Origin of the sequence: Dyella sp. S184 (assembly GCF_009766065.1) — a bacterium.
In the GTDB taxonomy this organism is placed as follows: domain Bacteria; phylum Pseudomonadota; class Gammaproteobacteria; order Xanthomonadales; family Rhodanobacteraceae; genus Rhodanobacter.
Genome location: NZ_LMUE01000002.1, coordinates 745,010 through 766,053 on the forward strand (window position 1 = coordinate 745,010; position 21,044 = coordinate 766,053).

The window sequence follows — 21,044 nt, forward strand, 5'->3', positions numbered from 1 at the left end:
CCCATCCTCATCGGCCTGTGACCGCTTCCTTGATGCCGTCGAGCCGGCGGCTGGGCGGCCGCGACTTTCAGGCTGCAAACCTGCACGCCTCCAGGATTTGCCCGTCCGGGGAAGCCCCGATCACCAAGCCTGCATAGGATCACGAGGTGAGTCCGCCGATCAATGGCCCGAGCATGACTGCGGCATGCCGTCACTGCGATTTACCGCAGGATGCCCTGCCCTGAACGATACCGTCAGCACGGATTGATACCGATATCATTTTTCGGCACACTGTGATTACACACCCCGATTCGATACGCATAAATGAGCTGAAGTACATCCGGAGACGACGCAGATCGTTCTTCATCCGCGAAATCCGCGAACTCACACGAAGCAGGCGTCCATGAACCGATTGCGCATGATCGCGGCACTGGCACTGATCTACATGGTGTTCGCGATCCTGCTCAACAGCGTCGGCACGGTGATCCTGCAGGCGATCCACACGTTCGGCGTGGACAAGCCACAGGCCAGCCTGCTGGAACTGTTCAAGGATCTGACCATCGCGGTGACCTCGTTGCTGGTCGCCTCGTTCCTGCCCCTGCTGGGCTACCGACGAGCGATGATGCTTGCGCTGGTGATCGTCGGCGCGGCGTGCATGCTGATGCCGCTGTATCCCGGTTTTCATACCACCGAATTGCTGTTCACCTGCATCGGCATTTCGTTTGCGCTGACCAAGGTCGCGGTCTATTCGTCGATCGGACTGCTGACTCGCGACAAGGCGGAACATGGCCGGCTGACCAACACCATCGAGGGCCTTTTCATGGTCGGCGTACTCGCCGGCGGCTGGATCTTCAGTGCCTTCATCGACCATGCCGACCCGTCGAACCCGTCCTGGCTGCATGTCTACTGGTTGCTCGCTGGGATCTGCGCGCTGGTGATCGTGCTGCTGGCGAGCTCGCAACTGGACGAATCGGCGGCACACAGCGAGAAGACCAACTCGATGCGCGGCTCACTGCAGGAGATGCTGCAGCTGTTCCTGCGCCCGCTGGTCTACGTGTTCCTGATCTCCGCCTTCCTGTATGTGCTGATCGAACAGAGCTTCGGCACCTGGCTGCCGACGTTCAACAACGAGGTGCTCAAACTGCCCAACGCGATGAGCATCCAGGTCGCCAGCATCCTCGCCGGGACCACCGCGATCGGTCGCCTGCTCGCCGGTCAGGTGCTGCGGCGGATGCCCTGGCATGTGCTGCTGAACATCTGCGTGATCGGCATGGGCCTGCTGGTCATTGTGGTCCTGCCGCTGGCCAGGAACGTGGTGGCACGTGCTGACATCGACTGGTTCAACGCACCGGCAGCGGCCTACCTGATTCCGCTGATCGGCCTGCTGATGGCGCCGATCTATCCGGTGATCAATTCGGTGGCGCTCAGTTCCCTACCGAAACCCTCGCATGCAGCGATGACCGGGCTGATCGTGATCTTCTCCGCGCTCGGCGGCACGCTGGGCTCGCGCATCACCGCGATCGTGTTCGCGCGCTTCGACGGCATCCATGCCTTCTACTTCTCGCTGGTCCCGATGACCTTGTTGTTGATCCTGCTGTTCCTGTTCAAGCGCGAGACCGATCGCTCGACCGCCGTCACCCCGGTCAAGGTCGGTCTTGCCGCCAAATAGGCGTCCTCCCGGAGGGGGAACGCGCACGTCGCCACGATGGAGCCACCATGACATTTCGTCTCATCAAGCTTGTCTGTCTTTCCGTGATCGCCGCCATGGTCGCGGCGCCCGCATTCGGCCAGACCGATCCGAGCTTCCTGCTCACCGCCACAGCGAAGAATTTCGACAGCTATTTCCCCAGCTACCTGGCCAATGGCTACTTCTCGACGATGACCTCGCCGCGCGGGACGGAACCCAACATGGGCTACATGGTCGCGTTCATGGACTATGCGAAGGGCGATATCTCGCGACCCGCAGCAATCCCCGGTTGGAGCGAGATCGACTACAACCCGGGCGGCGGCTGGCTCAATGCGATCCGCCTCGATCCGAAGATCTTCGTCGACTACGCGCAGACGCTGGACATGCACGACGGCACGCTGACCACCCGCTACCGCTTCGTCTACGCGAACAAGGCCACGGACGTGAAGGTGACCACCTTCGTCAGCCAGGCCGATCCGCACCTCGCCGCCAGCCAGCTCTCGATCACCCCGCAATTCGACGGCAAGGTACAGCTGACCTTCCCGATCAGACTCTGGTCCGAACACCAGCCGCGCTTCCCGATCGCGAGCATGACCGGTGACGAGATGATCGACGCTGTGATCGCCAGCGGCCAGAACCTGCAGAACAAGCCAGTACCGACACCGGATCGGGCGGCGGTCTGGTATCCCGGCTATACCAAGGTGATGTCCAGCGATGGCGACACCCGCGAACTGACCCTGTGGCTCGATGGCAAGGCCGAACAGGGACTGAGCATGGCCGAGGCCGCCGCGATCAGCCTGCCGGCCGGGATCCAGGTCGACGAAGTGAAGCTCGAAAAGGGGCCCGACAAGCTGTCGCTGAACCTGATCGTCAGCGTACAGAAGGGCAAGACCTACACCTTCACCAAGTACATCGCCGCGTCGCGGCAGGACTGGGGTGGCGACGCCAAGGCCGACGTGACACTCGCCGAGGCAGCGCGCAAGACCGGTTTCGACAGCCTGCTCGCCCGCCATGTCGCCGCGTGGAACGAGCTGTGGAAGTCCGACATCGTGGTCGAGGGTGACCCGCAGGTGCAGTCAGCCGTGCATTCGGACCTGTACTACCTGCTGTCCAACACCACCGTCGGCACCGCTTGGCCGATGGGCGCCTGCGCGCTGACCCCGGGCTACGCCGGGCATGCGTTCTGGGACAGTGATTCGTGGGTGTTCCCCGCGCTGCTGCTGCTGCATCCGGAACGGGCCAAGCCGATCGCGATGTTCCGCGACCGCACGATGGAGCCGGCGCGCGCCCGCGCGAAGCAATACGGAGCCGGCGGCACCATGTACCCGTGGGAGGCCGACCCGCAGACCGGGGTCGACAACACACCCCATTTCGCCTACGGCGTATTCCGCGAGATCCACGTCAACGCGGACATCGCGATCGCGCAATGGCAGTACTACCTCGCCAGCGGCGATGACGCATGGCTGAAAAAGGATGGCTGGCCGGTGATCCAGGCGATCGCCGAGTTCTGGACCAGCCGGGTGACCTACAACAAGGCCGAGGATCGTTACGAGGTCATGCACGTCACGTCGCCCGACGAAGCCTACGATGACGTGCCGAACGACTCGTTCACCAACGCCGCGGCGCGCAAGGCGCTGGAGATTGCCAGCAAGGCGGCCAAGGTCGTCGGCGCTGAGGCCGACCCGAAGTGGGCAGCGATCGCGGCGAAGATGTACATCCCGTTCGACAACGCGAATCAGCGGCATCTCGATTTCGATGCCTCGGTGCCACACGACAAGATCACCTGGATGGGCTCATCGCTGGTCTGGCTGATGTATCCGAACCTCGATCTGCCGATGTCGGCGCAGATTCGCCGCAACGATTTTTCATTCCAGCTGCAGGAGCTGAAGACCCACGGCGACGACCCGAACGAGATGATGATGGTGATGCTCGCCGTCGGCGAGGCCGAGCTGGGCGATGGCAAGGCCGCGGGCGACTGGATCCAGCGCAACCTGGTCGGTTTCCTGAAGCCGCCGTTCAACGTGCGCACCGAGACCGTCGCCAACAACGCGGGCTACATCCTGGCCACCTCGGCCGGTTTCGTGCAGAGCTTCATCTACGGCCTGTCTGGTTTGCGCATCGAGGACCAGGGGCTGGTCGAGGCCTATGCCCCGGTACTTCCGCCATCCTGGAAGTCGCTGACCCTCAAGCATGTCAGCTTCCGCGGCAAGCACTTCGATGTCGCGATCGGACGCGATGCCAGCGGCAAGGTCACGCTCACCCGTCACGCGGAATAGCGAAATAGAGGTCGCGTCGGGCATCCCGGCGCGGCGCCCTGGAGAGGTCAGATGAAACATCCGATCCCGAACTTCGTCCTGCTGCTCGCGGCAGTGATCGGTTGCTTTGCAACGATCGCGCAGGCGGCCACCGACCCAAGCTTTCTGCTGACCGCGACCTCGAAGGATTTCGCCAACTACTTCCCCGGCCAGCTGGCCAACGGCTATTTGTCCACCATGACCGCGCCGCGCGGCACCGAGGGCAACCTGGCCTACCTGGTCGCCTTCATGGACTATGCCAAGGACGACATGTCCCGGCCCGCCGCCATTCCCGGCTGGACCGAGATCGACTACAGCACCGGTCAGTCCGACGCGGGTCATTTCTGGATGAACCAGGTCGACCTGGACTCTTCGGTGTTCCAGGATTACCAGCAGGTGCTGGATCTGCACGACGCAACCCTGACCACCAGCTATCGCTACCTCGATCACGGCAAAGCCACGCGGATCAAGGTGGTGACCCTGGTCAGCGAGGCGTCACCGCATCTGGCCGCCAGCCAGATCTCGATCACACCCGACTTCGACGGCGTGGTGCAACTGTCGTTCGCGTTCAACCTGTGGGCACAGTACCAGCCCAGGTTGCCGCTGGCGAAGTTGAGCGGCGACGAAATGCAGATCGCCGTGGCCGCGCACAACCTGACCCTGCAGGCGGTTCCGCCAGCCACGCCGGATCGGGCTGCCGTGTGGTATCACGGCGATACCCATGTGCTGGCCGATGACGGTGACAGCAAGAACCTGACCCTGTGGCTCGATGGTCGCGCCGAGCAGGGTCTCGGCATGGCCGAGGCGGCCGCGATCAGCCTGCCGGCGGGACTCACGCCGGTCGAGGTCACGCTGAACAAGGGTATCTATCGACTCTCGCTCGATCTTCGCGTGCAGGTGCGCAAGGGCCAGACCTATACCTTCACCAAATACGTCGCGACATCACGTGAAGACTGGGGCGGCGATGCCAAGGCCGATCTCGCATTGGCCAAGGCTGCCCGCACTGCAGGCTTCGACGCCCTGCTCGATGCGCACAAGGCGGCATGGGCCAATCTGTGGAAGACCGACATCCGCATCGACGGCGATCCGAACACGCAACGGGTCGTGCATTCGGACCTGTACTACCTGCTTGCCAACGCGGCACCCGACACCGCGTGGGCGATCGGTGCCTGCGGCCTGACCACCGGCTATGTCGGTCACATCTTCTGGGACAGCGATTCGTGGATCTTCCCGGCCCTGGTGCTGCTGCATCCACGCTACGCCAAGTCGCTGGTGATGTTCCGTGACCGTACCTTGCCCGCCGCGCAGCAGCGCGCACGTGCGCGTGGCCTGCAAGGTGCGATGTACCCATGGGAAGCAGATCCTGAAAACGGCACCGAGCAGGTCGTGCATGCCGCCTGGGTGCTGGGCGAGCGCGAGATCCATGTCAATGCCGACGTGGCGATCGCGCAATGGCAGTACTACCTCGCCAGCGGCGACCAGGCCTGGCTGAAGTCGGATGGCTGGCCGGTGATTCGCGACGTCGCGCGCTACTGGACCAGCCGGGTGAACTGGAACCCGGGCAAGCAGCGCTACGACATCCTCCATGTCACCTCGGTCGAGGAGAACTACAACGACGTGCCCAACGACACCTTCACCAATGCCGATGCAGCGAAGGCCTTGCGGATCGCGACTGCCGCCGCGGCCGTGGTCGGCGAGCAGCCCGATCCACGCTGGGCCGATATCGCCGCGAAACTCTACCTGCCGTTTTCCGCCAGCGGGCAGCACTACCTCGACATGGATGAGACGGTGCAACACGACCTCGGCGGCAGCGATCTTACCTTCCTTGCGTTCCCCTCCCTCGACCTGCCGATGAGCGAGCAGGTACGACGCAACGACTACGCGATCGCGATGAAGCCGATGGAAACATCGGAGCGGATCCCCACCACGATGGGACTTGGCCCGGCGCCGATCGCTGCGGCAGCCAATGGCAACGCAGCCGAAGCGGCGCGCTGGATCGCGCGCAATGCCGCCGATGACATGTTCAAGCCGCCGTTCAACGTGCGCCCCGAGACCGCCACCAACAACACCGGCTACTTCCTCACCGGCTCGGGTGGCTTCGTACAGGGCCTGCTCTACGGTTTGACCGGGCTGCGCATCGAACCGAACGGCCTGCTCGAAACCTATCCGCCAGTGCTGCCGCCGACATGGAAATCGATGACGCTGAAGGACATCACGTTCCGCGGCAAGCATTACGACATCACCCTTGATCGCGATGCCAGCGGGAAGACCCGCCTGACGCGGAAAGCACTTTGATGCTTCGCCACCCGACACACCGATGCTACCCCGGCATCCTGGACACTTCGCATTTGACGAACCGGACGCAAGACATGACCAACACACAAGCCTCGTCCCGGAAGCACAGCCAAGCAGCCCATACGCGTATCCGCACGCTCTGTCGGTCAGCGTGGGGTGGGCTGCGCATCTTCGTGCTGCTGGTGGCAGTCGCATTCGCGACCAGCGCAGCCGCAGCAACCGGCCCCGATGCGGTCAAGACCCGCGCCTATATCGATCACGCGTGGGACACCCTGACGCGCTCGCTGGATGATTGCTCGGCGCTGGCCGACAGCAAGGTGGGCACGCACTCGGTGCTCTATCTGCCCGCGCAGATGCCGGTGCCGGAGCAGCTGCGCGGAATCGTGAAGCGCTGCGGTGTCGCCCTGCGTACCTTGCCACGCGTCATCGACAAGCTCGGCGACATCGACCCCGCGCAACTGCCTGTACAGGGGTTGCTCTATCTGCCCCATCCTTACGTCGTGCCCGGTGGCTTCTTCAATGAGATGTACGGCTGGGACAGCTATTTCATCGTGCTGGGACTGGTCGCCGACCACCGCACCGAACTCGCCCGCGACATGGTCGACAACGCCTTGTTCGAGGTCGAGTACTACGGCGGAGTCCTGAATGCGAACCGCACCTACTACCTCAGTCGTTCGCAGCCACCTTTTCTTGGCGCCATGATGTCCGCGGTACTCGGCGATCCGGCCAGCTTTCACAGCAAAGCGGATGGGCAGGCATGGCTGGCGCAGGCGTACCCCCTGGCCGTGCGCAACCACGATATCTGGACGCGCGCGGATCACCGTGCCGGCGATACCGGCCTGGCACGCTACTTCGACCTGGGCAGTGGCCCGGTGCTTGAAGCACGCGACGCCGACTATTACCGTGGCGTGATCAAGTGGCTGCTGGCGCATCCTTCGGATAATCCCAGCTACCTGGTGAAAGCATCGCAACATCCCGATGACGCCGAAGCCGCGCAGCTGAAATCGGAGAGCTGTGATGTGCGTACTTCGAAGGTATGCGCCGATGCGTGGCTGAGCGGCTTTCGGTTGAGCGCCGATTACTACCTGGGTGATCGCGCCATGCGCGAATCGGGCTTCGACGTCAATTTCCACTTCGGCCCATTTGCCGGATCCACTCATCACTACGCGGCGGTGGGCCTGAACAGCCTGCTCTATCGCTATGAAACGGATCTGCACGACTTTGCGCTGCAACTCGGCAAGCCGGCCGAGGCCGCGCACTGGGCAAACGTCGCACAGGCGCGCAAGCAGGCCATGGATCGCTACCTGTGGCACCCCGATGCGGGCATCTACATGGACTACGACTTCGTTGCCGGGAAACCGGCGGCCCACCCTTACATCACGACTTTCTATCCGCTCTGGGCACACACGGCTTCCGCTCAGCAGGCCAGCGCGGTGCGCGACCATCTTTCGATCTTCGAGCGATCAGGCGGCCTCTCCATGGACGATCAGCCGAGCGGCGCGCAATGGGACGAACCCTTCGGCTGGGCACCCACCAACTGGCTCGCTGTCGCCGGCCTCGATGCCTATGGCTTCCACGACGACGCGCGCCGCATCGCCAGCAAGTTCTGCGCAACCATCGATCGTGGCGTTGCCGCGGACGGCACAATTCGCGAGAAGTACAACATGGTGCTCGGCAATGCGGACGTCCATATCAGCGCCGGCTATACCCAAAACGTCGTCGGCTTCGGCTGGACAAATGGTGTGTACCTGAAGCTGCAGGAGCTCCTGCATGGCGACGCCACACCCACGCCTTCCGTACCGGCAGACAACGCGATGAAGTGACACTCACCCGATCCACCCGCGACAACTACTCATCATCCGGCGCGACTACATCGAACCAGCGACACGGGAGGAAACACCATGCATGCACCACGTCTTCCACGCATCCTGTCCGGCATCATGCTGTGCGCAGGCATGTCGGGTACGGCAGCGCTCGCACAGACTTCGCCGCCTGGGGTGCAGGCCGACGGTAGTGTGACCTCGCCCACGGGAACCGTGCCTTATTCGGATCTCGCATCCCCGCAAGCGCGGGCGTTCTTTCCGAAGATGCTTGCCGCCGGCAGCAAGGCGCCGCCGCTGACGGCGCCGATCGCGCAGAGCCGCGCGTTCTACGACCGCATGAACAGCGATCGGGCCGCGCGCATGGAAAAGCTGTACCCGGTGAAGATCCATGCCGAAGTCATCGCCGGCGTCGGCACCGATGTCGTGCTTCCCGTGCAAGGCGTGGCCCCGGAGAATGCGCACCGTGTGCTGATCAATCTGCATGGCGGTGCCTTCCTGTGGGGTGCGCACAGTGGCGCCTTGGTCGAATCCATCCCGATCGCCAGCATCGGCCGCATCAAGGTCATCGGTGTCGACTATCGGCAAGGCCCGGAGTACACCTTCCCCGCCGCCAGTGACGACGTGGAGGCGGTCTATCGCGCGCTGCTCAAACAGTACAAGCCGGCCGAGATCGGCATCTACGGATGCTCCGCCGGCGGCGTGCTCACCGCCGAAGCAGTCGCCCGCTTCATCACCGACAAGCTGCCGGTGCCGGGCGCCATCGGTACCTTCTGCGGATCGCTGACCGACCTGGGCGGCGATTCCTCCTACATCGCTCCACTGTTGAACGGCCAAGGCGTCCCGGCGCACCCACTCGGCCTGATTGATCTGCCCTATTTCCATGGTGCCAATCCCAGGGACCCGCTGGTGCAGCCGGGCCTTTCTCCGGCGTTGCTGGCGAAATTCCCTCCCACCTTGCTGATCACCGGCACCCGCGACATGGCGATGAGCTCGGTGGTCCATAGCCAGCAGCTGCTCGACCGTGCCGGGGTTCAGACCGAGCTGCATGTGTGGGAAGGCATGTGGCACTCGTTCTTCTCGGACCCGGAGCTGCCTGAATCCCGCGAAGCCTATGCCGTGACGGCGAGATTCTTCGACCGCGAGCTGGAGCATTAGGGCACCAGGCCAACGACGACAGCCTTTGCCCCGCGGCGTGTGGCCGGGTATTCTCTGGTGTATCGACAGCCACGCGCAGTGCCATGAACCCACAGACTGTCCTGGTCATTGATGACGAACGCGATATCCGCGAGCTGCTGACCATCACGCTGGGCCGGATGGACCTGAAGGTTGACGCCGTAGGCACCGTGACCGAAGCACGCCGCGCACTGGCCGAACGCAGCTACGATCTGTGCTTCACCGACATGCGACTGCCCGACGGCAACGGTCAGGAGGTGATCGAACTGATCGCTGAGACCTGTCCGGATACCCCGGTGGCGATGATCACCGCTTACGGCAATGTCGATGCCGCAGTGAATGCCCTGAAGGCCGGCGCGTTCGACTTCGTCTCCAAGCCGGTCGATATCCAGATGCTACGCGGACTGGTGCGAACCGCGCTGCGGCTGGCCGAGGAGAAGCGCAACGGTGGCGGCGCGGCCAAGACCGGCGATTCCAGTGAGCGCCTGATCGGCAACTCGGCGGCGATGCAGCAGGTGCGCGCCACCATCGCCAAGCTGGCGCGCAACCAGGCACCGGTCTATATCGCGGGCGAATCCGGCGTGGGCAAGGAACTGGTAGCCCGGCTGATCCACGAGCAAGGCCCACGCGCAAGCGGTCCGTTCGTGCCGGTCAACTGCGGCGCGATCCCCTCCGAGCTGATGGAAAGCGAATTCTTCGGCCATCGCAAGGGCAGCTTCACCGGCGCCGGCGCCGACAAGGAAGGTCTGTTCCAGGCCGCCCAGGGCGGTACGCTGTTCCTTGACGAGGTCGCCGAACTGCCGCTGCACATGCAGGTGAAACTGCTGCGCGCCATCCAGGAAAAAGCCGTGCGCCCGATCGGCGGCCGCGACGAAATTCCGGTCGATGTGCGCATCCTGTCCGCCACCCACAAGAACCTCGGACAGTTGGTCGAGCAGGGCCAGTTCCGCCAGGATCTGTTCTATCGCATCAACGTGATCGAGCTGCGCGTGCCGCCGCTGCGCGAGCGTCGCGGCGATGTGCCGCAGCTGTCCGCCTTCATCCTGCAGGCGCTGGCCGGCAAGAGCGGCGAAGGCATCGGCCAGCTGTCGCCGGCGGCACGCGAAGCACTGGACGCGTATGAATTCCCCGGCAACGTGCGTGAGTTGGAAAACATCCTCGAGCGCGCGATGGCGATGTGCGACGGCAGCAACATCGATGCTGTCGACCTGATGCTGCCGCAACGTGGCGCACGCCAGCCGTCGATTGCGGAAGTGCATGGCGCCAGCCGTGAGGCTCCGGTCGCACCACCCGCCGCCGGTGCCGATGGCGGCCTCGACGACTACATCAGCAATATCGAGCGCACCGCCATCGTCAAGGCACTGGAAGAATCGCGCTACAACAAGACCGCCGCCGCACGAAAACTCGGCATCACCTTCCGCGCGCTACGCTACAAGCTGAAGAAGCTCGGCATCGACTGATGCGCAGCAGGTTGTTCCCGGTTCTGTCCGAACCACCCTTGCTCACATCGAACGTGTCGCCTCCACCGGCGCTACGGCGGCCGCACGCCGCGCCGGACCAAGCACCGCCAACTGGCCGAGCAGCCATAGCAGCACCGCCCCGATCCCGAGCAACCACAGCGGCATCCGAGGCAGCTCCCAATACGTCATCAACGACAGGTTGGCCGCCACGCCAAGTAGCGTACCCAGCGCGATACCACCACTGACGATCAGGAAGTTCTCGGCCTGGAAATAGCGCAGGATGTCGCCGCGCGTCGCGCCGAGTGCCCGTCGGACACCGATCGAACGACGGCGCTGGCCCACCCAGAAGCTGCTCAACCCGACGATGCCACCGGCTGTCGCCAACAGCAGCAGCACACAGACAATGCCCATCATGATCGCCACGCCACGATCGGTGGCATAACCCTGCGCGCGGGCCACGGCCAGTGCGATCACTCCGTCATCGGTGCTGATCAGACGCAGGCGATTCTGTGCAAACAAAGCCGTGGGCGCCGCATGCATCACCGCAGGTAGCTGCTCCGGTTGCGTGCGCACAAGATAAATCACCCCATCGGGATTGTCGTAACGCGAGGGCAGCAGGACCGTATCTTCGTCGATCGAACGCGTGGTACTGCCAACGTAGGCACCTTCCAGTCGATCGACGATGCCGACAATCGTACTCGGCCCATCGTCGCTCAGATAGATCGTTCTGCCCAAGGCCGATCCATCCGGAAAAAGCTTGTAGGCCAGATCGCGCGTAATGATGATCACCGCAGGAATCAACTTGTCGTAAGGCCCGAGGCTGCTGATCTCGTCGGCGCGAAAATTGCGGCCGGCCACCACGGCTATACCGAAAGTATCCAGTGCATGTTGATCCGCAAAATAAGAGATTGCGAACTGTGGTTTTCTCGTCTGGTCCACTTGATGCTTGATGCGAACCAGTCCACCCCAGCCACCGAACGGGTAAGCCTGACTGGCAAACGCATCGCGCACGCCCGGCAGGTTACGCAACGTGGCCAGGTCGGCACGCATCTGCGCATCGATATGCGCTCCGTCCGGGTGACCGATCCATTCGTTCTTGATGACTAGCAGATGTGCTTCGTCGGTACCTGTCGGTCGTGACAGGTGCACCACTCGTGTCTTGACGATAAACAGCGCGTTGCTGACGACCGCAAGGGTCAGGGCGATCTGCAGCACGATAAGCGCGGTAGCCATTTTGTGCCGGCGCAGCGCGGCAAGAATTGGCCGGATCTGCAGGCGGGATCGAAGCAGGCTCGTCGAGGCGCGGTCATCCATTGGACTTCAGCTGCCACGCCGGCTGTACCTGTGCGGCGCGCCAGGTGGGATAAAGCGCCGCGATCAACGTGGTGGCCACCGCGACCAGCACCGTCAACAGCAGCAATGACGCATCCAGATGCGCCAGCCTGGCAATCTGCGGCTCGAACACCAGACCGATGCCGGCCATGCCCAGCGCCGTCAGCAGCAATCCCAGTAGGCCGCCAACGAACCCTATCGCCGCCGCCTCCGTCAGAAACTGGCGATAGATTGCCCCTCGCGATGCACCCAGGGCACGACGCACACCGATTTCCGGCGCGCAGCGCATGAATCTGGCCAACATCAACCCCACCACGTTGACAAGGCAGATCAGCAGAAAACTTACAGAGACGATCAACGACAACCAGGACGCCTGCGGCACCACATGATTGAGATACAAGCCCAGCCACTGCCTGACGTTGCTCAGCCGCACGTTGGGCGCCCAAGTGAAGCGGCCAATGCGTTGCTGCTCGGCGGCATAGTTGTGCAGATACTCGCGATAACGCTCGGCGTCAGCACGCGTGGGCAGTTCTACCCATGCGTCGATCCACGCACATTCGCTGTGCAGCTTGCTGTTCCAATCCGCAAAATCAGGATTACTGGTATCCGCACTGCAATAGAAGTTGCCGCTGGTGTCTTTCTGCAGGTCGATGGCACGACTGAACGGGATGTAGATCTGCCTGGGATGGCTGAAGGGATAGAAGGCGCTGCTCACATCAAAAAACCGCGGGAGCGGGTTCCACTCGTCCAGCACACCGACGATGCGATAGTTATGCATGTCCAGGTTGATCTCGCGACCCACGCTGTTGACGCCCCCGAACAACTTTTGATTGAGTGCCGCACTGATGACCGCCACCGCGGCGCGATGATCGTCATCCGTCGCTGCCCAACTGCCGCCGAAACGGAACGGTACATCGAACATCGCGAAGAAATCGCTGCTTATCGCATCACCCTCTTGCGAGAACGGCTGTCGCTGGACGTCATCCGGCAATACGGTCCATCTGGCCGGATAGATCAGCGTCTGTCGCCGCGCCTGCCGTGCCTGCAGGAACGCCACGGCATCCGTGTAGCTCAGCAGCATGGGAGGCTCGCCCTTCCAGTCGTGTACGGGGCCGAAACTGTCGACCTGCGGCACGAACAGCTGGCTCGATTTCCAAGGGATCGGGTCACCCGCGGTCGCCCGAAAGACCGCGTAAGTGACCATGCAGATGGCTACGCCTAGACCCATCAGCACCACCACGAGTGCCGTCAGGGCCTTGCTGCGCCGACAACTGCGCAGGGCCAGATCGAAGTAGTAGGTCAACAAGCACAGCTCCCTGGATGACTCGTCTGCGCACGTACGAGACGGCCGGTCTAGCTACCGCTGTTGGCCGCCCGCAGTGCCTTGCGCAGTGTACGCAACAACACCAAGGTGGTAACCGGCTTGTCCATCACATAGAGATGTTCCAGTGGCGGCAGTTCGTGCAGGTCGGGTGGCTCGCCGGGACGCGCCAGCAGTATCACGGCACCGCTGTAGCCCTGTTCGATCAACGCAGCCAGCGTGCGCACGCCAGTGAACAGGTTCATGTCCGCATCCAGCACCACCAGGTCGGGCAGACCACCGGCCTCGATCCATTGCAGCGCGGCCGTGCCACTCTGGCTGGCGTGCGTCTGGTAACCGTAGGCATCCAGCGTATCGGTCAACAGTGACAGCTGGCCCGCTTCCTCCACTACCACTAGTACGCGCTCAGCCGCGCCTTCGAGGCCGTCCTGTTCATCCAACTGGTCGGCATCGGTGACCAGTTCCTCCAACGGGATATACAGGTCGAAACGGGTACCACGGCCTGGGCCGCTGTCTACCCGCATCACGCCACCGTGGCTGCTGACGATGCGCTTGCATGAAAGCAGGCCCAGTCCAGTACCGGCCTCCTTGGTGGTGAAGAATGGCTCGAACAGATGCTCCAGCACGGACTGATCCATGCCTGGGCCGCTGTCGATCACGCTGATCCGCAGGTAGTGACCCAGTCGCGGTTGCTCTTCCGGCATAAAGAAGTCTGCTGCCAGCTGCGTCTGCGAGGTCTCTATGCGCAGGTTGCCGCCATCCGGCATCGCCTGGATCGCATTCAGGCACAGGTTGAGCAGGCATTGCTGCAGCTCGGTATGGTTTCCCTCGAACGACAGTTCCGGATCCTCGATCACCATTTCCATGGCCACCGTACGTGGCACGCTGCCCTGCATCAGCAGGTCGAACGCACTGAACAGCGCACCCAGCCGCACTTGCTCCGCGCGTCGCGCACCACGTGCGAACGACAGCATCGACTGCACCATGTCCAGACCGCGCTTGCCACAATCACGCACCAGTTTGCCCAGCCGCGCCAAGCGGGGATCGTCCTGATAATCCTGCAGGCTGTCGCCAGCCAGCAGCAGCGGTTGCAGCAGGTTGCGCAGATCGTGACTGAGGCCACCAGCCAGCATCGCCAGACTCTCGAAGCGTTGCGCGCGGATCAGTTCCCCCTCGGCGCGACGATTGGCCTTGCGTGCCTCGACTTCGGTGAGCGCACGACGCACCGCACTGGCCAGTCGGGCCGGATTCTGCTTGAGAATGTAGTCGGTGGCACCCTTGCGCAACGCCGCGATCGCCGCCTCTTCGCCCAGGGTTGCGGAGACGAAAATGAATGGAAGCTCCTCGTCGCGCTGACGCAACAGCTCGAGCGCATGCTCGCCGGAAAAGCCGGGCATGCTGAGATCGGACAACACGATATGCGGCTTGAACTCATCCAGCGCAGCGACGAAGCGCGCCTCATCGTCGACCAGCTGCACTTCGTAGGCGATGCCATCGTTATCGAGCTCAGCCAGCACCAGCTCGGCATCGAGCTGGCTATCCTCGACCTGCAACACCCGGATGGTCGGCATGGTACGAAGCTGCCGGTTTGGCATGGTAATTCTCACGACTTCACTTGCCTGTATCGGCGCTATGCGCCTCTCGCGAGCCGCACCTTCGCTGCTCACGTCCCCTGTAACATCGTAACCCTTTCAATCCTTCTCGGGTGCCTGATTCAGCACCGCCCAGAACTGTCCCAATGTGCGCACCGCTTCGAAGAACTGATCTACGTCAACAGGCTTGATCACATACGCATTGGCGCCCAGGTCCCAACTGCGCGCCAAATCGCTCTCCTCGCGCGAGGAGGACAGGATCACTACCGGAATCCGTCGCATCCGCTCGTCATCACGCATGTGGGTCAACACGTCGAGTCCGTTCATGCGCGGCATCTTGATGTCCAGCAATACCACGGCAGGATCGCCTGGCTCGCGCGTGGCCCACGCCCCACGCGAGTAAAGATAGTCCAGACATTCCACGCCGTCTTCCACGTGCACGACCGGATTGGCCAGATGAGCCTCGTTAAGCGCATCGATCGCCATCTCGGCATCAGCGTGGCTGTCTTCAACCAGTAAAATGGTGCGTAGCTCTTTCTTGATCATGTCGGTCTCAGGTACGTGCCCCGGCCAGATCGGTGGCCGGCAGCGAAAAATGGAAGCGGGCACCCTTTCCGAGCTCGGCATCAGCCCAGACGCGCCCACCGTGACGCACTATGATCCGCCGAACATTGGCCAGACCGATGCCGTTGCCGGGAAACTCCGAGGCGCGATGCAACCGCTGGAAAACACCGAACAACTTGTCGGCATATTGCATGTCAAAGCCCGCGCCATTGTCGGCCACGGTGAATTCGTAATCGCCATTGCTGCCCTTCTGCGTGCTCACCTCGATGCGGGCTACCTCGCAGTGGCCGGTGTACTTGACCGCATTGCTGAGCAGGTTTTGCCATACCGTGCGCAGCATGTTCTCGTCGCCGATGACCATCGGCAACGGCGCAACAGCCCACACGATGCGTCGCTCCTGCAACCCCGATTCGGCCAAAGCACACGCTTCATCGACCAGCGACTGCATGTCCACCGCCTGCAGGCGCAGCGCGCCCCGACCGAGTCGCGAGAACACCAGCAGATCATCAATCAGCAACGCCATTCGCTGCGCGGAACCAGAGATCACCTCAAGATAGTGAGCAGCCTTGTCATCAACGCGCTCGCCCAGATGATGCTCGAGCTTGCGCGAAAATCCCGCGATATGACGCAGCGGTGCGCGCAGATCGTGCGACACCGAATAGCTGAATGCCTCGAGCTCGCGGTTGACGTCGGAAATCTGGGTCACCTTGCCCTCGAGCTGGCGATTGAGCTCGTTCACCTTTTGCTCGGCCAGCGCACGCACGGTGACGTCGCTCACCGTCAGCAGCAACGCGGGCGCATCGGTTTCCCTCTGCTGCAGGCGACGCGCATTGATCACCACATGCCGATCGACTCCGTCGACCGTGCGCTGGATCATGTCGTAATCCCACAGTTCCCGATCGCGCAGCAACACGTCGTTGAGCCGCTGCAGCAGCACGCTGTCGCTCCAGGCACCTTCGCCCATCTGTGCAAGCGGCTGTGTACGCCGCTGCGGATCCAGCCCGTACATTTCGCTGAAGGCTGCATTCACCAGCAGTCCATGAAGATTTTCGTCGAACAACGCGATCGGCTCGCGCACCGCCTGCAGGATCAATTGCGAACGCTGCACCGCACGGCTCTCGCGGGTCTCGGCCACTTCGCGCCGGCCAATCTGCCGTTCGGACGTGATCACGATGATGGTCAGCAGCAGCAACTGCGCCAGCGCGGTAATGCTCAGCACGATACGGCCGTCCAGCGCCTCCCGTGCCGCTGCCTCCTGGCGACCCCGCAGCAGGTTGTCCTCGTTCTGAATCATGGTCGCGATCTGCGTGTTCATCTTGAACAAGTCACCGGCGTCCCGCAGCGACTGCCGGGCACCGGCCAAATCGGCTTGCTGCACGCGTGACAGTGCCTGGTTCATCATGGTCAGGCGGCCATTGATGTCGCTTTCGAGCGCCCCGATCTGGATCTGCTGATCGGGATTGTCTATCGTCATCACGCGCAATTGCTGCAGCAATGGCGGCACTTCACTGCCGGCACGGCCCGCGCGCTTGCGCGTCAGCTCATTGCCATCGCCGGTCAGCAACCGATAGGCGGCCGCTTCACTGTCGCGCATCACATAGGCGACCTGATAGGTCACCGCTTTCACCGAGTTCGAATGGGCCACCCATGTAGTGGCCAGCTGTGTATCGCGCGTATTGGCAAGGGTGACCACATACGGCAAGCCGACGATGATCAGCATCGCAAGCAGCAAGCCGGCTACGCGCCAGTTCGTGACAGCCCCGACTTTCATGTGGAAAAGCGCATCCGCGAACCTGATGGGTGGTGAAGCACAGGTCGCATTCTGGCATGTTTTGACGGGTCGTCAGTCAGGCCCGTGATGGGGCTTCGTACGGATCATCGGGCCCATTGCGGAGGCCAGGTTTTCTGCAACCGGGCCTCCGCTGGCAGCTGCTCACTGGCGGTAGCGGCTCATCGCGGTCGGTCGCGCCGAATCAGCCTCTCCCCATTGCTTGTTCGGCGCAGCCTGCATGGTGAAATGCAGTTCGCCGCCGGCGAGGATCTCGGCGTGATGCAGATACACGCGATCCAGCGGCTTGCCGTTGAGGGTCACCGCACCGACATAGGGATGGGCATCGTCCATATGATCGGCCACCACGGTGAAGGTGTGGCCATTCGGAAGATGGATCGCAGCCTTCGGCACGAACGGGCGCCCGATCGCGTACTCGTCGCTGGCCGGCGTCACCGGATAGAAGCCCAGCGCCGTGAAGATGTACCACGCCGACATCTGGCCGAGGTCGTCATTGCCGACGAGGCCGTCCGGCCGCGTGTCGTACTGGCTGTCAATGATCTGCTTCAGCCGCTGCTGTGTCTTCCATGCCGCGCCGGCATAGTCGTACAAATAGGCGATGTGGTGACTGGGTTCGTTGCCGTGCGCATACCAGCCGATCAGGCCGGTGATGTCCTCCACGTTCTTGAAGATGGCCGGATCAACCTTGGCGTCGAACATCTGGTCGAGTTTGGTGACGAACTTCGCGTCACCGCCATAGGCGCTGATCAGCCCCGCCACATCCTGCGGCACGTACCAGGAATACTGCCAGGCATTGGCCTCGGTGTAATCGCTGCCATAAGCGGCCGAGGCCGGATCGAACGGCTCGCGGAACTGGCCGTTGCTCAACTTCGCGCGCATGAAGTCGGTCTTCGGATCCCACACGTTGCGCCAATTGGTGGAGCGCTTCTCGAAGGTGGCGTAGATATCGCGCTTACCCATCGCCTTGGCCATCTGCGCGATCGTCCAATCGTCATAGGCGTACTCCTGGGTCTTGGAGCCACCCTCCACTTCCTTGTCGATCGGCACATAGCCGAGCTTCATGTAATCGGCGAGGTCACCGTAATTGCCATAGGTGGCGGTGGACACCATCGCCTTCAGCGCCTGGTCGGGATCGAAGCCGCGCACGCCCTTGACGTAGGCATCGGCGATGATCGCCACCGCGTGATAGCCGGTCATGCACCAGGTCTCCAGCCCCTGATAAGCCCATACCGGCAGCATGCCGAACGGACTGGCCTGCTGCGCGGCGATCAGCGAACGGATGAACTGCGTGCTGAGATCCGGACGCAGCAGCACCATCAACGGTTCCTCGGCGCGATAGACATCCCACATCGACCAGCTGGAATAGAACTCGAAACCATCGGCGTGATGCACCTGATGATCCGGGCCGCGGTAGTCGCCATTGACGTCCATGCTCAGCGTCGGCGCCAGCATCGCGTGGTACAGCGAGGTGTAGAAGCCGGTGCGTTGCGCCGGCGACCCCGCGACGTCGATCACCGACAACGCCTTGTTCCAGGCCGCTGTCGCTTCGGCATGGTGCGCATCGAAGTCCCAGCCGGCGCCGTCCTGATCGAGATTGGCGATCGCGTTCCCCTGGCTCACCGGGGAAATCGCCACCTTTACTTCCAGCGGCCGCTTCAGCTCGCCGAAATCAAACACGCCAACCAGCGCACGACCGTTCTGCGCATGCTGGTCTTCCGGCTGATTGCCTGGCCCTGCGAAACCCTTGTAGACGACGTCCGTCTCGCGGTTGTACAGCTCGCGCGAAGTCATCGGCTGCGAGAACCGCATCGCGAAACACAGCTCGCGTCCCGGCGCCCAGCCGCGGGTGGTGCGGCATCCGGTGACAGTGCCATCCGGCTGCACGCGCAGGTTGGCCCACAGCACCTTGCCCGGGTAGTCATAGATGCTCGGGCGCAGGTCCAGTAGCACATGCGCTGGCTTACCGACCGGGAAGGTATAGCGATGCCAGCCCACCCGACGCCCGGCGGTGAGTTCGGCGCGCACGCCGTAATCGCTCAACGTCACCGCGTAGTAGCCGGCCTGCACCACTTCGCTGTCGTGACTGAAGCGCGAGCGGTAGCCGCTGCCGGGCTTGGTCGCATCACCCGGTTCCAGTCGCACGTCGCCGGCGATCGGCATCACCAGCACGTCGCCCAGATCCGAATGGCCCGAACCGGAGAAGTGCGTATGCGAGAAGCCCATGATGGTGGGATCGCCGTACTGGTAGCCGGCGGCCCACTTGTAAGCGTGCTTGAAGTCCGGCACCGCGGTGTCGGGCGACAACTGGATCATTCCAAACGGTACCGTGGCCCCGGGAAAGACATGACCATCGCCACCAGTACCAATGCGTGGATCAACCTCCGCGGCATGGTCGTTCAAGGGATTCGCCGCATGGGCAAACCCCGGGGTCACCGTAGCGATGCCGAACGTGGCACCAACCAGCCAGGGGAGTACATGACGCAAGCGGACGGTCATTGTGAACCTCGGATTTGGATCGATCTAGGTCGGCACGCTAACATCCACGACAAGCTAACGCATGCTGCGCCGCGACGTGCGCATCTGCATCGATAAGCTACCTTTGGATCGTTCTAATTCGGTATAACCTGATGTCCAGCCATACCCCGATCGGCCGCAAGGTGACCTTGAATGACATCGCCGCCGGCTGCTCGGTATCGCGAGCCACCGTTTCGCTGGTGTTGCGGGGCAGTCCGCTGGTCAACAAGCACACCCGCGCACGGGTCGAAGAGGAACTGCGTCGGCAAGGCTACGTCTACAACCGTGCCGCCGCCAACCTGCGCCGTCGCACCTCATCCAGCATTGCGCTGGTCCTGAACGATCTGACCAATCCGTTCTTCGCCGAATTCGCCGCCGGCGTGGATCAGACGCTGGGCGAAGCCGGCTTCGTCACCCTGCTCGGCTGCACCAGCGAATCGGCCACGCGCGAGCAGGCCGTGCTGAGTTCGCTGCTGGAACACGGCCCCGGCGGCATCATCCTGTCGCCGGCCGAGCACAGCAACGCCCATGATGTGCTGGCCGCGGTCGGCACGCAGGCGCCTTTGCTGCTGTTCAATCGCGAACTGGGCGGCACCATGCCCGAGTTCGCCCACTGGGACCAACTGATGCTGGACAACCAGCATGGCGCCCGTCTGGCCACCGAACACCTGATCGCGCGCGGCCATCGGCGCATCGCGTTCTTCGGCGGTCATCTTGATTCCAGCTCGTGCCGCCAGCGCCATGCCGGCTATGTGCAGGCGATGCAGGCCGCCAGACTGACGATCGAGCCGCACTGGCGAATCGAGTGTGCGCCGACCCGACTGGAAGCTGCCCACCAGACCAGCGCCTTGTTCAGCAGCACACCCGCGCCCACCGCAGCCGTCTGCTACAACGATGCGGTGGCACTCGGATTGATGCTTGGCTTGAACCAGCGCGGGTTGCGTCCAGGCAAGGATTTCGCGCTGACCGGCTTCGACGACATCGCCGAAGCCGCACTGGGCATGCCACCGCTGACCACTCTGTCGGCCGCACCGCGCGAGCGCGGGCAGCAGGCGGCGCAGTTGATCCTGCAGCGGCTGCATGAGCCTCAGGCCGATAGCCGCAAGACCATCGCGTCGGTGCAACTGATCGTGCGTGAAAGCAGCTGTCCACCTCCCACCACCTGATCCTTTCCCGGGGAATCCGCATGGCCTTTGCTACTCCACCGCAAGCACCTCTCGC

At 62.9% G+C, this 21,044-nt stretch carries 13 protein-coding genes; 7 read left to right on the forward strand and 6 right to left on the reverse strand.

From position 1 onward, the window contains the following. The first annotated feature begins 382 nt into the window (after positions 1–382). The 6 genes from GSQ75_RS03190 (at position 383) to GSQ75_RS03215 (ending at position 10,711) form a co-directional block, all read left to right on the forward strand. A complete protein-coding gene (locus GSQ75_RS03190) occupies positions 383–1,648 on the forward strand; it encodes an MFS transporter (RefSeq protein WP_254058418.1) in 1,266 nt (421 codons plus the stop codon). 47 nt (positions 1,649–1,695) lie between these two features. After that, complete coding sequence (locus GSQ75_RS03195) at positions 1,696–3,942, forward strand: glycosyl hydrolase family 65 protein (RefSeq protein WP_158753064.1); 2,247 nt, start codon at positions 1,696–1,698, stop codon at positions 3,940–3,942. A 51-nt stretch (positions 3,943–3,993) separates the two neighbouring features. Further along, entirely contained in the window at positions 3,994–6,255 is a 2,262-nt protein-coding gene (locus GSQ75_RS03200; RefSeq protein WP_158753065.1) for a glycoside hydrolase family 65 protein, read from the forward strand. Positions 6,256–6,329: 74 nt separating this feature from the next. Further along, positions 6,330–8,078 (forward strand): trehalase family glycosidase, encoded by a 1,749-nt coding sequence (locus GSQ75_RS03205; RefSeq protein ID WP_158753066.1) that lies wholly within the window; start codon positions 6,330–6,332, stop codon positions 8,076–8,078. Positions 8,079–8,156: 78 nt separating this feature from the next. Beyond that, on the forward strand, positions 8,157–9,233 hold the full coding sequence (locus tag GSQ75_RS03210) for an alpha/beta hydrolase fold domain-containing protein (RefSeq protein ID WP_158753067.1): 1,077 nt from the start codon (positions 8,157–8,159) through the stop codon (positions 9,231–9,233). Positions 9,234–9,316: 83 nt separating this feature from the next. Then, positions 9,317–10,711, forward strand: a complete 1,395-nt coding sequence (locus GSQ75_RS03215; RefSeq protein ID WP_158753068.1) for a sigma-54 dependent transcriptional regulator — start codon at positions 9,317–9,319, stop codon at positions 10,709–10,711. A gap of 42 nt (positions 10,712–10,753) precedes the next feature. Here GSQ75_RS03215 and GSQ75_RS03220 read toward each other — a convergent pair whose 3' ends face one another. The 6 genes from GSQ75_RS03220 to GSQ75_RS03245 all read right to left on the reverse strand — a co-directional run bounded on the left by GSQ75_RS03220 (position 10,754) and on the right by GSQ75_RS03245 (position 19,805). After that, positions 10,754–12,025 carry an FtsX-like permease family protein gene (locus GSQ75_RS03220; protein WP_158753069.1) on the reverse strand — a complete coding sequence of 424 codons (1,272 nt, stop codon included), beginning with the start codon at positions 12,023–12,025 and terminating at the stop codon, positions 10,754–10,756. After that, positions 12,018–13,349 carry an ABC transporter permease gene (locus GSQ75_RS03225; RefSeq protein ID WP_158753070.1) on the reverse strand — a complete coding sequence of 444 codons (1,332 nt, stop codon included), beginning with the start codon at positions 13,347–13,349 and terminating at the stop codon, positions 12,018–12,020. The genes GSQ75_RS03220 and GSQ75_RS03225 overlap by 8 nt, the downstream gene beginning before the upstream one ends. Positions 13,350–13,396: 47 nt before the next feature. Then, positions 13,397–14,935, reverse strand: a complete 1,539-nt coding sequence (locus GSQ75_RS03230) for a response regulator (RefSeq protein ID WP_158753071.1) — start codon at positions 14,933–14,935, stop codon at positions 13,397–13,399. 120 nt (positions 14,936–15,055) lie between these two features. After that, positions 15,056–15,502: a response regulator gene (locus tag GSQ75_RS03235; RefSeq protein WP_158753072.1), complete on the reverse strand. Its 447-nt coding sequence runs from the start codon at positions 15,500–15,502 to the stop codon at positions 15,056–15,058. Between the two features lie 7 nt (positions 15,503–15,509). Next, positions 15,510–17,291 (reverse strand): ATP-binding protein, encoded by a 1,782-nt coding sequence (locus GSQ75_RS03240; protein WP_158753073.1) that lies wholly within the window; start codon positions 17,289–17,291, stop codon positions 15,510–15,512. Between the two features lie 162 nt (positions 17,292–17,453). Then, positions 17,454–19,805 carry a GH92 family glycosyl hydrolase gene (locus GSQ75_RS03245; protein ID WP_158753074.1) on the reverse strand — a complete coding sequence of 784 codons (2,352 nt, stop codon included), beginning with the start codon at positions 19,803–19,805 and terminating at the stop codon, positions 17,454–17,456. A gap of 131 nt (positions 19,806–19,936) precedes the next feature. On the opposite strand from GSQ75_RS03245, the gene GSQ75_RS03250 reads away from it, so the two are divergent. Continuing rightward, positions 19,937–20,989, forward strand: a complete 1,053-nt coding sequence (locus GSQ75_RS03250; protein ID WP_158753075.1) for a LacI family DNA-binding transcriptional regulator — start codon at positions 19,937–19,939, stop codon at positions 20,987–20,989. The last annotated feature ends 55 nt before the right edge of the window (positions 20,990–21,044 follow it).